Source organism: Streptomyces gelaticus (genome assembly GCF_014649535.1).
GTDB classification, from domain to species: domain Bacteria; phylum Actinomycetota; class Actinomycetes; order Streptomycetales; family Streptomycetaceae; genus Streptomyces; species Streptomyces gelaticus.
In genome coordinates this window covers 60,333-73,803 of sequence record NZ_BMTF01000001.1, presented here as the reverse complement: position 1 = coordinate 73,803, position 13,471 = coordinate 60,333, and the positions used below count along the sequence as shown (strand labels likewise).

General features: G+C 73.6%; 12 protein-coding genes. 4 read left to right on the top strand and 8 right to left on the bottom strand.

What is annotated here, in order from left to right:
- Nucleotides 1–136: 136 nt before the first annotated feature.
- The 3 genes from ligA to IE107_RS00360 all read right to left on the bottom strand — a co-directional run bounded on the left by ligA (nucleotide 137) and on the right by IE107_RS00360 (nucleotide 4,882).
- On the bottom strand, nucleotides 137–2,242 hold the full coding sequence (gene ligA / locus IE107_RS00370; RefSeq protein ID WP_189539730.1) for an NAD-dependent DNA ligase LigA: 2,106 nt from the start codon (nucleotides 2,240–2,242) through the stop codon (nucleotides 137–139).
- A 27-nt stretch (nucleotides 2,243–2,269) separates the two neighbouring features.
- Nucleotides 2,270–4,330, bottom strand: a complete 2,061-nt coding sequence (locus IE107_RS00365) for a phage holin family protein (protein WP_229866630.1) — start codon at nucleotides 4,328–4,330, stop codon at nucleotides 2,270–2,272.
- Nucleotides 4,331–4,468: 138 nt separating this feature from the next.
- Complete coding sequence (locus IE107_RS00360; protein ID WP_189539727.1) at nucleotides 4,469–4,882, bottom strand: hypothetical protein; 414 nt, start codon at nucleotides 4,880–4,882, stop codon at nucleotides 4,469–4,471.
- A 186-nt stretch (nucleotides 4,883–5,068) separates the two neighbouring features.
- On the opposite strand from IE107_RS00360, the gene IE107_RS00355 reads away from it, so the two are divergent.
- Both IE107_RS00355 and IE107_RS00350 read left to right on the top strand, forming a co-directional pair.
- Entirely contained in the window at nucleotides 5,069–5,851 is a 783-nt protein-coding gene (locus tag IE107_RS00355; protein ID WP_189539725.1) for an MBL fold metallo-hydrolase, read from the top strand.
- Entirely contained in the window at nucleotides 5,848–6,468 is a 621-nt protein-coding gene (locus IE107_RS00350) for a DedA family protein (protein ID WP_189539723.1), read from the top strand. The genes IE107_RS00355 and IE107_RS00350 overlap by 4 nt, the downstream gene beginning before the upstream one ends.
- Here the strand turns inward: IE107_RS00350 and IE107_RS00345 are convergent.
- From IE107_RS00345 to IE107_RS00330, 4 genes are all read right to left on the bottom strand, one after another.
- Nucleotides 6,458–7,516, bottom strand: a complete 1,059-nt coding sequence (locus IE107_RS00345) for an MBL fold metallo-hydrolase (RefSeq protein WP_189539721.1) — start codon at nucleotides 7,514–7,516, stop codon at nucleotides 6,458–6,460. The genes IE107_RS00350 and IE107_RS00345 overlap by 11 nt on opposite strands.
- A 25-nt stretch (nucleotides 7,517–7,541) precedes the next feature.
- Nucleotides 7,542–8,786 carry an aminotransferase class I/II-fold pyridoxal phosphate-dependent enzyme gene (locus tag IE107_RS00340; RefSeq protein ID WP_189539719.1) on the bottom strand — a complete coding sequence of 415 codons (1,245 nt, stop codon included), beginning with the start codon at nucleotides 8,784–8,786 and terminating at the stop codon, nucleotides 7,542–7,544.
- 114 nt (nucleotides 8,787–8,900) lie between these two features.
- A complete protein-coding gene (locus IE107_RS00335; RefSeq protein ID WP_229866629.1) occupies nucleotides 8,901–9,752 on the bottom strand; it encodes an SMP-30/gluconolactonase/LRE family protein in 852 nt (283 codons plus the stop codon).
- 82 nt (nucleotides 9,753–9,834) lie between these two features.
- Nucleotides 9,835–10,419 carry a TIGR03086 family metal-binding protein gene (locus IE107_RS00330; RefSeq protein ID WP_189539717.1) on the bottom strand — a complete coding sequence of 195 codons (585 nt, stop codon included), beginning with the start codon at nucleotides 10,417–10,419 and terminating at the stop codon, nucleotides 9,835–9,837.
- Between the two features lie 186 nt (nucleotides 10,420–10,605).
- Between IE107_RS00330 and IE107_RS00325 the strand changes: the two genes are divergently transcribed.
- Together IE107_RS00325 and IE107_RS00320 are read left to right on the top strand one after the other, a co-directional pair.
- Complete coding sequence (locus tag IE107_RS00325; RefSeq protein ID WP_189539715.1) at nucleotides 10,606–11,415, top strand: methyltransferase domain-containing protein; 810 nt, start codon at nucleotides 10,606–10,608, stop codon at nucleotides 11,413–11,415.
- Nucleotides 11,416–11,475: 60 nt separating this feature from the next.
- Nucleotides 11,476–11,835, top strand: a complete 360-nt coding sequence (locus IE107_RS00320; protein WP_189539713.1) for a VOC family protein — start codon at nucleotides 11,476–11,478, stop codon at nucleotides 11,833–11,835.
- 31 nt (nucleotides 11,836–11,866) lie between these two features.
- On the opposite strand, the gene IE107_RS00315 is transcribed toward IE107_RS00320, so the two are convergent.
- Nucleotides 11,867–13,471, bottom strand: a 1,605-nt coding sequence (locus IE107_RS00315; RefSeq protein WP_229866626.1) for a DUF5107 domain-containing protein, incomplete at its 5' end; no start/stop codon positions are given.

Here is a 13,471-nt window from a genome sequence, read left to right as displayed (position 1 = left end):
GCCCGCCGACGCGGCCGCGCACACACCCATGAACCCGCTGATAGCGAGGCATGGCCGAGCCCTCACTATGCAATAGGGAGGCAAAGAAAGCCACTCCCAGGCAAATTCCAAGGGCTCGGCCGCGTGGCGCGGTGCCTCAGGCCTCCGCCGGCAGGAACCCGGCGACCAGTTCGGCGAACTCGTCCGGCGCGGCGATCCGGACGCCGAGGTCCTCCGCCTTGGTGCGCTTGGATCCGGCCTTCTCCCCGGCGACCAGGAGCGAGGTGCGCTTGGAGACGCTGGACGAGGACTTGCCGCCGGCCCGCTCGATCAGCTCGTTCATCTCGTTCCGGGAGAGCTTCTCCAGTACGCCGGTCATGGCGCCGGTGACCACCACCGTCATCCCGTCCAGCGGCAGGGCCCCGCCCTCCCCGTCCGCGGCGGCGGCCGCCACGGACTCCTCCCCCGGCTCGGGCGGCGGCGTGGCGCCGGGCTCCGTCATGTTGACCCCGGCGGCCACCAGTTTCTCGATCAGCGGGGCCAGCTCGACCAGCTCCGCGACGACGCCCGCGGCCTTCTCCTTGCCGATGCCGTCGACCCGCTGGAGCTCCTCGGCATCGGCCGCCCTGATCCGGTCCATGTCCGCGAAGTACCGGGCGATCCGCCGCGACATGGACCGTCCGGTGCCGCGCACCCCCAGCGCGCAGAAGACCCGGGAGAGCGGCTGGGTCCGTGCCGTGTCGATGGCGGCCAGGAGGTTGTCGGTGCTGGTCTCGCCCATCCGCTCCAGGCCCAGCAGTTGCTCGCGGTCGAGGGTGAAGAGGTCGGCGAAGTCGGCCACCAGGCCGGCGTCGACGAGCTGGACGACGCGGGTCGCGCCGAGACCCTCGATGTCGAGCTGGTCGCGGCCCGCCGCGTACGAGATGGAGGCGACGAGCCGGCAGTCGCGGCCCCGGACACAGCGCCAGCGCTGCTCGCTGGTGTCTATCTCGGAGCCGCACTGCGGGCACGCCGCGGGGAAGTCGATCGACTTCTCGTCACCGGTCCGCAGATGGGCGACGGGGGCCTCGATACGGGGGATGATGTCGCCCGCCTTGTAGACCATCACCCGGTCGCCCAGGCGCAGATCGCGGCGGGTGATGTCGGCGGGGTTGTGCAGCGTGGCGTAGCCGACGGTCGAGCCGTCGATCTCGACCGGTTCCAGCACGGCGCGCGGCGCGATGATGCCGGTCCGCCCCACGTTCCACTCGACGCCGAGGAGCCGGGTGACCTTCTCGACGGCCGGGAGCTTGTACGCGATGGCCCAGCGCGGCGCCCGGCTCCCGGAACCGGCCTCGCGCTGGTCGGCCGCGAGATCGGCCTTGATCACGATGCCGTCGATACCGAACGGCAACGAGGCGCGCAGGGCGGCGACCTCCTCGACCCGGCTCTGCACCTCCTCGACGGTGGTGACGGTGCGCGGTGCCACGTCCGTGTCCGCGGCGGTGTGCACGCCGAGCCGGGCGACGTATGCGAGGACTTCGCTGTGCGGCAGTTCGGCGAGGGTGTCGGTGAGCTCGCCGGAGTCGGGCAGCGGCAGGGCTCCGTAGGCGAAGAACGTCATCTCGACCGTGTACGCACGGTCCTTGGCGCGGAGGGTGCCCGCCGCGCCGTTCCTCGGGTTGGCGAAGGGGGCACCGCCGTGTTCGGTGCGCACGGCGTTGGCCTGCTCGAACTGCTCGGTCGTCATGAGGATCTCGCCGCGCAGCTCGATCGTCACCGGCTCGGCGAGCTGCTCGGGCAGGCCCACCACGGTGCCGATCGCATGCGAGACGTCTTCGCCCGCGGTGCCGTCGCCGCGGGTGATCAGCTGCTCCAGGCGGCCCGCGCGGTAGCGCGCCGCGACGGCCAGGCCGTCGAGCTTCGGCTCCACGCTCCATGCCGCGACGGGCCGGCCTATGCGGCGCTCCAGCGAGGCCGTCCAGGTGACGAACTGGTCGGCCGAGAACACGTTGTCCAGCGAGAGCATCGGCACCGTGTGCGGCACGTCGCCGCTCGCCGCGCCGCCCGCCACCCTGCCGGTCGGAGAGGCGTCCAGCATCTCGTGCGGGTGCTCCTGCTCGTATGCGGCGATCCTCCGCACCAGCCGGTCGTAGGCGTCGTCGTCCAGCGTGCTCTCGCCCGTGGCGTAGTACGCGGCGGCGGCCCTTGTCGCTTCTTCGACCGCGGCGGCGTAGGCGGCGGTGTCGGCGAGCACAACAGCTGAGTTCGTCATGGCCCCCATCCTGCCGTCCGCCACTGACAACGCCGCTCAGCCGGCGGCCTGGACCGCGCCGTCCGCCTCGTCGGTGCCGCCCGCCGCGCCCGGCGCCGACAGGGGAATCTGCGGACCCGAGCACTCGCGCAGCCAGCGGCGCAGCACCTTGTGCACCTGTTCGGCGCCCACCAGCTCGGTGCCGGGCGCCACCGGCGCGGTCAGCTGCGCCGGCCACAGCAGGAACGGGCGGGACTGCTCGCCGCCCAGACCGCCGTGCGAACCGATCTGCTCCTCGAAGGCGTGCACACAGCCCGTGGCCCCGTCGTACATCGAGTTGACCATGATGTCGGCGACGTGCGGGAAGGTGTCCGTCCGCCGAACCGCCGCGGCGGCTCCGGGGCCGAACGGGGCCAGCGGGCCTTCCCCGTCGACCAGCTCCGCGACCGGGATCTCCGTGCCGCCGCGGCCCAGCACCACCGATCCGTGGCGCTCGCTGCGGACCAGCAGAAAGCCGATGCCGGGGTGATTGGCGAGGGTGCCGAGCAGAGCGGGGTGGCTGCGGTCGAGCTGTTCGCGCGAGGCCCGCCCCTCGATGTCGGGGAAGGAGATCAGGCCGAGGTTCCCGGAGGCGAGGACCACGGGGTCGGACGGCTTCGCAAGGTGCTCCGCCGCGCCCTCGTCGACCGGCCGGTGCAGGGCGATCCGTACCGCGTCACGCGCCTCCGAGGCGCTGCGGGTGCGCTGCGCCCGACGGGGCACGGGCAGCCCGCAGCCCGCCCGCACCAGGTCCTTGAGGGTCAGCCCGTACGCTCCCGCGAAGGTCTCCCCGGGGCTCTGGCCGTGGTCGGAGAGCAGCACGATCCGGTAGGTGCGGGGGGTGTGCTCGGCGACCTTGACGATCAGGGCGAGCGAGCGGTCCAGGCGTGCGAGCACCTTCTCCGCGTCGCGGCTGTTCGGTCCGGAGTGGTGCGCCACCTCGTCGTAGGCGACCAGGTCGGCGTAGACCGCGGTGCGGCCGGCGAACATGTCCCCGATGACGGCGGCGACCACCACATCGCGTTCGACGACGGTCGCGAAGGCCCGGATGAAGGGGTACAGCCCGCCGCGCTTGATCCGGGGAGTGAGCTTCCGCATCCGGGCCCGGATCGACTGGCCGATCTCGCGGCAGACCTCGGCGACGAACGACACCGCGGTGCGTACGGCGTTGGCCGGGTCGGAGAAGTACGCGAAGTACCCGGCCCTGGAGCGGCGGCCCTTGCCGAAACGGGCCGCCATGGACAGGACGAGCGCCAGCTGGGCGGCGCCGCCGCTGAAGAGGTTGCCGCGGCTGGCACCGTCCAGCGTGAGCAGTCCGCCGTGGTCGGTGCGCGCGACGGCCCTGCGCTGGAGCTCCAGGGCGCTCGCGGGTCTGCTGGAGACCATGACGTCGCCGGTCTCCTTCTCGTACCAGCGGAAGGCGGGGACGTCGTGATTGCTGCCGTGCAGGATGCCGAGCTGGCTGGCCCCCGTCTGGCTGGACCAGTCGGTGCGCCACGGGGTGAGCCGGTGCCCCTCCTCGTCCGCCAGCCACTGCGCGACGGTCGGCATCAGGCCCTCGTCGGCGGCGCGGGCGAGCACGTCGTGGCCGACGCCGTCGAGCTGGATGAAGACGGTGCCCGGTGGCCCGCTGCGCCCGCTGTCGGTACCGCTGCGCCGTCGGCGGCGGACGGCCAGCCGGGAGAGCCGGCGCCGGTAGGCGTTGTCGTCGCGGACGGCGAGCGCGGTGGAGGTCGCCGAGGCGACGGCGGACATCACGGCCGCGACGACGACGGCCGTCTGTGGGTCGGCGGCGCCGCGCCCGTCCGGGATGAGCCGCAGCGCGAGCAGCAGCAGCGAGCCGTTCAGGAAGAAGACGAGCAGCCCGAGAACGAGCGCGGGCACGATGAGCAGGGCCCGCACCAGGACCGGCCAGACCAGCGCGGAGAGCAGACCGAAGGCGCCGGCGCCCCAGGCCGCGGTGAACGCGATCTTGGTTATGCTGTCGCCGTTGTCCGACTGGAGCTGGAAGTCCGGCAGAATCCCCGCGAGCGCCAGCATCGTGAGCGTCGAGACCGCCCACACCACGACCACTCGCATCAGGGCGCTCCCGGCTGTCCGCCATCGCCCGTCACCCACGCCGCTCCACCTCACGTCCGGACCCCGCCGTTCCGGGTCCTGGCCCCCAGCTTTTCACAGCGGACCCGCAGGCCTCGGCCGCAGCGGCCGGGAGCCGGGTCAGCAGCCGTCGTAACCGGCGGTCGGCATGGAGAGCCTGCGGTGCACGCTCGCCTTCGTCCGGGCGTTGTACGGCGGCTCGTCCAGCCCCGCGATCTCCAGGCGCACACCGCGCCGCTCGCACTCCGCGGTGAACTCCGGCACCGAGGTGAGTGCCCGCGCCAGCACCCGGTCGTTGGCGGCGACGAACAGCTCGACCTCGCCGCTCTCGACATCGGTCCATAAGGCGTGGTGGTCGGGGCGCAGCCCGTAGAGCCGCAACTGCCGGGTGACGACGTATCCCTTGTCGGCGGCCCAGCGGGCGCACATGTCGTGCTGGCTGCGGGTGTCCACGAGGAACGGATCGCTGTCGAGTTCCTCGAGCGGTGTGAGGCTGGCGATGGCCGCCACCCGTACGTCCGTGACGTCCCCCATGGCCGTCCCCCCGTGCTAGGCGTACCGGCGACCCTACCTGCCGGCCCCCCGCGCAAGAAGGCGCGTGCCGGGACGGCGGGAGCGCGGAGGCCGGAGTGCGCAACGACTGTGCGCCCCTGCCCCGGCCCAGCACTTAGGCTCGATGCCGGGACCGAACCGAGGAGCCCGGGAACGAGGAGGCGTCGCGTGCCGGTGGAAGTCACCTGGTGGGGTCATGCCACCTGCACCATCGAGGACTCCGGGGTGCGGGTGCTGACCGATCCGCTGTTCGCGCGGCGCTTCGCGCATCTGCGCCGCCGCCGCGGCGAGCTGCCCGGCCCAGAGGCGTCGGTCGCCGATGTCGTGCTCGTCTCGCATCTGCACTCCGACCATCTGCATCTGCCGTCCCTGTCCGGGCTCGCCCCCGGCAGCAGGCTGGTCGTGCCGCGGGGTGCGGTGCGCGCCGTGCCGGGGCTGCGGATGCTGCGCTCGGTGCGCGGGCTGCGGATCACCGAGGTGGCCGCGGGCGACGAGCTCCGGGTCGGCGAGGTGCGGGTACGGGCGGTTCCGGCGATGCACGACGGCAGGCGGCTGCCGGTCGGCCCGCACCGCTCCCCCGCGCTCGGCTACGTGGTGGAGGGCGAGGCGCGGACGTATTTCGCCGGTGACACGGGGCTCTTCGACGACATGGCGCAGGCAGTCGGCCAGGTGGACGTGGCGCTGCTGCCGGTGGGCGGCTGGGGCCCGTATCTGGGCCACGGTCATCTCGACGCGGGCCGGGCGGCGCAGGCGCTGGCCCGACTGGCGCCCCGGTCGGCGGTGCCGGTGCACTACGGCACGTACTGGCCGATCGGCATGGATGGGGTCAGGCCGCACGAGTTCCATTCGCCGGGTGACGAGTTCGTCCGCAAGGCGGCGCAGCTGGCGCCGGAGGTGGCCGTGCACCGGCTGTCCCACGGTGAGCATGTGCGGCCGGAGGCCGCCAGGTGATCCCGCAGGTCGTGGGGCAGCTGCCCCCGGAGTCGACGCAGCAGGCGGTCGGCTATCCCTCCCTGTTCCTGCTGGTGGCGCTGGGCGCGCTGGTGCCGGTGGTGCCGACGGGTGCGCTGGTCAGTTCGGCCGCCGTGGTGGCGCTGCATCAGTCGTCGCCGTTCTCGCTGCTGATCGTCTTCGTGGTGGCCTCGGCCGCGGCGTTCCTCGGTGACATATGTCTGTACTGGCTCGGTCAGCGCGGGGTGCGGTCGAGGAACGGTTCGAGGTGGCTGCGGGTGATCCGCGACCGGGCCGCCCCGGAGCGGCTGGCGCAGGCCCAGCAGAAGCTGGACGAGCACGGTGCGGTGGTGCTGGTGCTGTCCCGGCTGGTGCCCGCGGGGCGGATTCCGGTGATGCTGGCCTGTCTGCTGGGCCGGATGCCGCTGCCCCGGTTCGCCCGCGGCGATGTGCCGGCGTGTCTGGCGTGGGCGGCGACGTACCAGCTGATCGGCGTTCTGGGCGGTTCGCTCTTCCCCGAGCCGTGGCAGGGGGTGGTCGCGGCGGTGGGTCTGACGGTGCTGATCAGCGCGGGGCCGACGATGTGGCGCAGGATGCGGGCGCGGTTCAGCCACTGATCGGCCGGGGTGCCGGCTGCAGTACGCGTGAGGCGCCGATCGGCAGGTCCCAGAGCTGTGTCCGGGGGTGTCCGGCCCGTTGCCAGGCGGTGCGCAGCCGGGTCAGCGGTTCGAGCACGGGCTCCGCGGAGAGCAGGAAGGTGGCCCAGTGCATCGGCGCCATCGCACGGGCGCCGAGATCCTCGTAGGCCTGCACGGCCTCCTCGGGATCGGTGTGCACGTCACCGAGCCACCAGCGCGGTTCGTACGCCCCGATCGGCAGGAGGGTCAGGTCGATGCCGGGGTACCGGCTGCCGATCTCGCCGAACCAGTGCCCGTACCCGGTGTCCCCGGCGAAGTGGATCCGCTGCCCTTCGGGGCCGGGGCTGCCGATGATCCAGCCGCCCCACAGGGAGCGGCAGGTGTCGGTGAGGGTGCGCTTGGACCAGTGGTGGGCCGGCACGAAGTCGAAGCGGACGCCGTCGAGTTCGGCCGATTCCCACCAGTCGAGTTCGGTGACCCGGGTGAAGCGGCGACGGCGGCACCAGCGGCCGAGTCCGGCAGGGACGAAGAGCGGGGTGTCCCTGGGCAGTCTGCGCAGCGTGGGCGCGTCGAGGTGGTCGTAGTGGTTGTGGCTGATGACAACGGCGTCCACGGGCGGCAGATCGTCCCAGCGGACGCCTACCGGGGTGATCCTGGCCGGGGTCCCGAGGATCCGCCGGGACCAGACGGGGTCGGTGAGGACGGTCAGCCCGCCGGTGCGGACGATCCAGCTGGCGTGCCCGGCCCAGGTGACGCAGGTGCTGCCGGCGGGGACGGCCGGCAGGGGTTCGGGGGCGTAGGGGAGCCGGTGGATGCCGCGCAGTCCCTCCGCGTTGGGCCGCAGGGCGCGCTCGCGGGCCAGTCGGGACATGCCCATGACACTCGGGAGCGGAGCGGTGAGCCGGTCGGCGAAGCTCTTGGGCCAGTCCCGGATCTCGCCGAGCGGACGCGGCCCGAGGATCCGGCCGCCGCTCATGCGGTGCGGCTGCGCGGTCCCGGCATGGGAGCGCTCGGTCTGTTCCGTCATCGAGAGACTCCCGTCTCGCAGTTCCTCATCGGAGTTCGTCGAGGGCCGTTGAGAAAATGCTCAGCGCTTCGGCCACATGCGGCAATTCCAGGGGATCCGGAGCGGTGAGGGACTCCAGCTGCTGCTCCGGGGTCGAGCCGAGCAGCGTCCCGGTGCCCAGCCGTACGCGCAGCGCCCCCAGTTCGTCGCCGAACCGGTGCCCGCCCGGCGTCGGCGCGCCGAGGCGTTCCGTCAGGTACTCCTCCAGCTCCAGCGAGTCCGTGACGCCCCGGCCCGCCAGCCGGGATCTGAGCGGGCCGAGGTCGGCGTAGAGATGCCGGCCCGCCTGCGGGGGCCTGGCCAGCGCGCCCGATGCCAGGACCGCGCGGTGGGCCGCGGCGGCGACCCGGGCCTGGAGCGCGGCGGCCCGGCGGACCCGGTCCGTCACGGCAGCCGGTTCGCGCAGCGCCTGGGCGGCGGCCGGGGCGACCGGCCCCGCGACGAGCGCGCCGAGCGCGGTGAGGATGTCGAGCGTACGGGCGTGGCGTGCCGCCGCCCGTACGGTGTCCGGGAACCGGGCGACCGCGACCGGCCAGGCGGACGGGGTCAGCGCCCCGGCGAGATCGCAGACGACCGTGACGTCGTCGGGGCACATCTCGGCCGGGCTGAGCAGAACCGTGTCGTGCGGCCGGTGCAGGGTGTCGCGCCAGGTCTCGTCGCTGATGACGTGCAGCCCCTCGGCGACCGCCGCCTCGCACGCCTCGCGCACCAGCTCCGGCGGGGCGACGGTGGCGGTCGGGTCGTCGACGACGGAGATCAGCAGCAACCGGGGGCGGCCGCCCTCGGCGCGCACCCTTCGCACGGTCTCCAGGAGTGCGTACGGATCGGGCACGCCGCCGCACTCGGCCGGGGTCGGCACATGGTAGGCGGGTCTGCCGAGCAACCGGGCCTGCGGGATCCAGGTGGCGGTGCAGGGGCGCGGCATGAGCACGTCGCCGCCGTGCGCGGCGATCAGCGCGAGCAGCAGCGGCGAGGCGCCCGGGGCCGCGGCGACGTGCTCCGGGCCGCCGTGCAGTCCGCGCCGCTCCCAGTAGGCGGTCGCGGCCTCGCGCAGGGCTTCGCCGCCACCGGTCGGTTCGGGTTCGCCGCGGGCCGCCGCCGAGGCGAGCACCTCGGCCAGCTCGGGCAGCACCGGCAGACCGGGATCGGGGGCGGGCGGCCCGTACCGGACGGGGCCCCGGTCCTCGTGTACGGAGCCCCGTCCGGTCCGCTCGGTCCGCTGCCGCGCCATCCGGGCCTCCTTCGCCGCCGCCCCGTCGCCCTGTCGCGTCGTCTCGCACTCAGGGCCCTTTATACGAGGGTTCGACCGACCGCGCCCGCCGACGGAGCGGCGGGTGGAGCGGGATCAGCCCGCGAAGGCCGCCTGGGGCAGTCCTCGGCCCGCGTCCGGCAGCACCAGCAGCGAACCGGAGAGCGGGTGCGGGGCGGCGAGCCCGGTGCGTGCGGTCGAGATGTAGAGGTCGCGCAGACCGGCACCGCCGAAGGCGCAGGCGGTCGGGCGCCGCACCGGCAGTGCGACGATCCGGTCCAGGGCTCCGTCGGGCGTGTACCGGCGCACCGCGGCGCCGTCCCACAGGGCGGCCCAGACGGCCCCCTCGGCGTCGACCGTCAGCCCGTCGGGGAATCCCGCGCCCTCCTCGACGGTGGCGAACGGGCGCCGGTTCACGGCGTGTCCACCGTCGAAGTCGAAGACGTCGATGCGGCGCGTGGGGGTGTCGATGAAGTACATCAGCCGCCCGTCCGGGCTCCACCCGATGCCGTTGGCGCACGCCGCGACGGGCAGTACCGGGGTCACCGCACCCTCGGCGGCCACCCGGACGAGGCTGCCTCCGTCCGCCGCTCCGTCGTAGCGCATGGTGCCCGCCCACAGCGCTCCGTCGGGGGCGACCGCCGCGTCGTTGCCGCGACGGCCCGGCACCGGGTCGTGGACCAGCCAGCGGAAGGCGCCGTCGGGGTCGTACAGGCCGATGCCGTCGCGCAAGTTGACCACGAGTCCGCCGCCGGCGCGCGGCTTGGCCGCGCCGACGTGCTGTTCGGTCGCCATCACCGTACGGCGGCCGCTCACCGGGTCGTAGGTGTGCACGCGCGCGGAGACGATGTCGACCCAGATCAGCCGGCCGGTGGCCGGGTCCCAGGTCGGGCCCTCGCCGAGCTCGGCCCGCTCGTGCACGGCCACGTCCAGATGTGGTGCGTTCACTTCTGCCTCCCGTGGCCGGAATGTCGAACACACACTAATCGCGTGGCATTTGGACGGGCAATGCCGCCGGCCCGGGGTGGCCTCAGGCGCGACGGCCGAGCAGTGCGAGCAGCCGGGTCTGCGGGCCGGCGTCGGGCGCGGTTTCGAGGGGCGCGGCGAACAGGCCGCTCTGCGAGAGGTCCTTCGCGTACGGTCCGACCTCGCGGCGCACGAACTCGACCAGCCGGGCGGGCAGCCGCTCGTCGGCGCCGATCGCCCGGGACAGGTCCCAGGCGTGCACCACGGCGTCGGCCACCATCTGCGCGCAGTAGGCGTCGGCGGCGGTGTCCCCGTACGACAGGTTCACCGTCCGTTCCAGGGCGCCCGGCGCCTCGAACGCCTGGCGCGCCGCGTCGGCCGCCCGGTCCCAGGCGGCCACGGGGTCGTCGCCCAGCACATCGCCGTCGAAGGCGTCACCGACTTCGGCGACGGTGCGGCCCCCGGTGACCAGCGGCACCACCCAGAGCTGCTCGGAGGTGAGATGGGCTACCAGGTCGCGGACGGTCCACTCGGTGCACGGCGTCGGTGCGGACCACTGGTCCTCGCGCACCGCGTGCACCCGGTCGGTGAAGAGCCGGAGCGCCTCGCCGTGCCGGTCGAGGAGTTCATTCACGGAGACAGTTGCCATGCGTCCACTCTCCCCGGCCCGGAGCCGGGGCGCGAGCGCAGGTTGACCATATATCAAGACAGGTATCTCATATTTCGACACTCCGGCGTACGGTGACGGTACCGATCACCGCCGCGCGGCTCGCGTCCCCGGTCGCGTTCCGAGGGGTCCGAAGGCTTCAAGAGTTCCGAGAAAGGACGTACGGCCATGCCGAAGGAGACCGCCGTCTACACCCACGGCCACCACGAGCCGGTGCTGCGCTCGCACCGCTGGCGCACCGCAGCCAACTCCGCGGCGTATCTGCTCGACGAGCTCCGCCCCGGTCTGGCCGTGCTGGACGTCGGCTGCGGGCCGGGGACCATCACCGCCGATCTGGCCGCGCTGGTCGCTCCCGGCCGGGTGACCGCCGTCGACACCACCGAGGAGATCCTGTCCCAGGCGGCCGGGGTCGCGGCCGAACGCGGGCTGGACAACGTCGAGTTCGCCCTCGCCGATGTGCACGCGCTGGACTTTCCCGACGACTCCTTCGATGTCGTCCACGCCCACCAGGTGCTCCAGCATGTGGGCGACCCGGTGCAGGCGCTGCGCGAGATGCGGCGCGTCTGCCGCCCCGGCGGCGTCGTCGCGGCCCGTGACAGCGACTACGCAGCGATGGCCTGGTACCCGGAGGTTCCCGGCCTGGACGACTGGCTGGACCTGTACCGCCGGGTCGCCCGTGCCAATGGCGGCGAGCCGGACGCCGGGCGCCGGCTGCTCTCCTGGGCCCGCCGGGCCGGCTTCACCGACATCACCCCGACGGCCGCCACCTGGTGTTTCGCCACCCCGGAGAGCAGGGCCTGGTGGGGTGGCATGTGGGCGGACCGCACGGTCGGCCCGGCGTACGCGGAAATGGCCGTCGCCGGCGGCCGGGCGAGCACCGAGGAGCTGGCGCGGATCGCCGCCGCGTGGCGCAAGTGGGCCACGCGGGACGACGCCTGGTTCATGGTCCCGCACGGCGAGGTGCTCTGCCGGACCTGAGCGTGCCGCCCCTCCACGAATCGATCACGCGTCACTGTGCCGCCAACTACCCTTGTGTGCATGGACATTCTGGGAACAACGCTCCGCATCTGCGTCGACGACCTGGAGGCTGCGGTGGCCTTCTACGAGGACCTCACCGGCAGTTCGGCGCTCCGCTTCGAGCGCGGCGGGGTCTCGGTCGCCGCGATCAGCTGCTTCCTCCTGATGAGCGGCCCGGAGTCGGAGCTGGAGATCCTGCGCAAGGTGACGGCGACGGTCGCGGTCAAGGACGTCGACGACGCGCATGCGGCCCTCACCCGCGTCGGCGCCCGGATCCTGGCGGGGCCGGTGCCGACGCCGGCCGGCCGCAATCTGATCGCCGTGCACCCGGACGGCTCGGTCTTCGAGTACGTCGACCGGGCCCTGCCGTCCGGCCGGTGAGGACCAGAGCGGCGGGCGAGGGCGAGCGCCGTCAACCCCTCAGGCGCATACGGTAGTTGTACGTGTCGGGCAGCGGTTCGTCCGTGAGCCGGGCCCACACCTCGTCCAGGATCTCCGCACCCTCGCGCAGGTCCGCGACCTCGAAGCCCTCGTCGAAGACGGCCCGCGCGGCGGCCCGGTCACCCTCGGCGATCAGCAGGCGGGCCTCCAGCAGGCGGAAGCGGCCGCGCTGCCGCACCGCCTCGGGGAGGGCGGCCCATACGGCCCGGACCGCCGCGGGCCGCCCGGCCGTCAGCAGCGCCTCCATCGCCTCCCGGCCCAGCGCCACCGTGGCCGCCGTCCAGGCCTCACCGTCGTCGCCGCGTTCCGCGCACAGGTCCTCGAAGGCCTCGGCGTAGAGATCCGCGGCCCGGTCCCGCTGGCGGCCCTCCCCGGCGGCGACGGCGAGGCACCGCAGCAGCGGCCAGCGGGACGGGGCGAGCACCAGTCCGCGCTCCCAGCTGCGGACCGCCTGGGCGCGGTCACCGGCATGCCACTGGGCTACGCCCAGGTGGTACTCGGTGAGGGGGTCGGCGGAAGCCGTCTCCAGCATGTCGCGCCAGTGCGCGGAGACCAGTGAGGGGCCGGGCGGGGCCGCCCGGCGCGGTTCCGGGAAGGCGCCCTGCTCCAGCAACTCCAGCCAGGGACGCTGCTGTTCACCGAGAGTGGCGTCGGCGAACGGTGTGCCGGGAAGCTCGTACTTGCCGCGCCGGACCTCCAGCGCGCCCCAGCCCGAGCCGGTGGCGAGCGACTCACCGGGTTCGTTGTCGGCGCAGGCGCGCCAGGCGGCGTAGGCGTCCTCGACCTCGGTGCGCGGCAGTGCCTCGGCGAGCCGGCTCTCGGTCTCGGCGCGGGCCGCCGCCCAGTCCTCGCCGTGCACCGTGAGCGGGTCGGCGGACAGCGGCCCGTACGACTCCAGCCAGCTGAACTCGGCGCCCGGTTCGAGGGGGACGTGCTCCAGCTGGGTGCGGGCGAGTCCGGCCTGGATCTCGGCGTATCCCGCGGTGCCGGGCTCGGTGAGCCACTCCTGCCAGCGCCGCCCGCCCGCTCCGCTGCCCCAGAGGAACAGCTTGCGGCCGCGCAGCAGATCGGTCGAGGTCTGGACGAGCCCGTGGCCGTCCTCGTCGAGCGAGGCCACCCAGCGGCGGGCGCCGTCGGGCACCTCGTAGAAGTAGTCGGCGGGGAAGTCGCCGCGCAGTGGGTACGTGCGGTCGACGGAGCCGGACACGGGGACCGGGACCCGGGTCAGGGTCCGTTCGTACCCGAAGTGCCATGCCTCGTCGGCGGGGGCCAGGACCCGGGTGCGTTCGCCCTCGGGCACGGCGATGTTGGACCACCAGTACACGGGCGCGGTGTGCTCGTGCGGATTGCGGATCCGTACGCCGACGTGCAGGAAGTCGGAGTCCCCGGGCAGCCACAGGTCCACCTGGAACGGCAGGTCGCGCAGCCGCTCCCACTCCCAGAGGCGGACCATCTCACCCCCGTCAGGCGCGGGGACGCGGGCCGCGTGGAGCGGGGCGCAGGACAGGGTGGTGTGGCCGGTGGCGCCGATGTTCCACTCGATGCCGCCGGAGAACCAGGCCCCGTTGAGCGCGAA

Bases quoted from the DNA above. Each gene is read 5' to 3' on its own strand.
- ligA (WP_189539730.1), bottom strand. From the start codon at position 2,242: ATGGGGGCCATGACGAACTCAGCTGTTGTGCTCGCCGACACCGCCGCC.
- IE107_RS00365 (WP_229866630.1), bottom strand. From the start codon at position 4,330: ATGCGAGTGGTCGTGGTGTGGGCGGTCTCGACGCTCACGATGCTGGCG.
- IE107_RS00360 (WP_189539727.1), bottom strand. From the start codon at position 4,882: ATGGGGGACGTCACGGACGTACGGGTGGCGGCCATCGCCAGCCTCACA.
- IE107_RS00345 (WP_189539721.1), bottom strand. From the start codon at position 7,516: ATGACGGAACAGACCGAGCGCTCCCATGCCGGGACCGCGCAGCCGCAC.
- IE107_RS00340 (WP_189539719.1), bottom strand. From the start codon at position 8,786: ATGGCGCGGCAGCGGACCGAGCGGACCGGACGGGGCTCCGTACACGAG.
- IE107_RS00330 (WP_189539717.1), bottom strand. From the start codon at position 10,419: ATGGCAACTGTCTCCGTGAATGAACTCCTCGACCGGCACGGCGAGGCG.
- IE107_RS00325 (WP_189539715.1), top strand. From the start codon at position 10,606: ATGCCGAAGGAGACCGCCGTCTACACCCACGGCCACCACGAGCCGGTG.
- IE107_RS00320 (WP_189539713.1), top strand. From the start codon at position 11,476: ATGGACATTCTGGGAACAACGCTCCGCATCTGCGTCGACGACCTGGAG.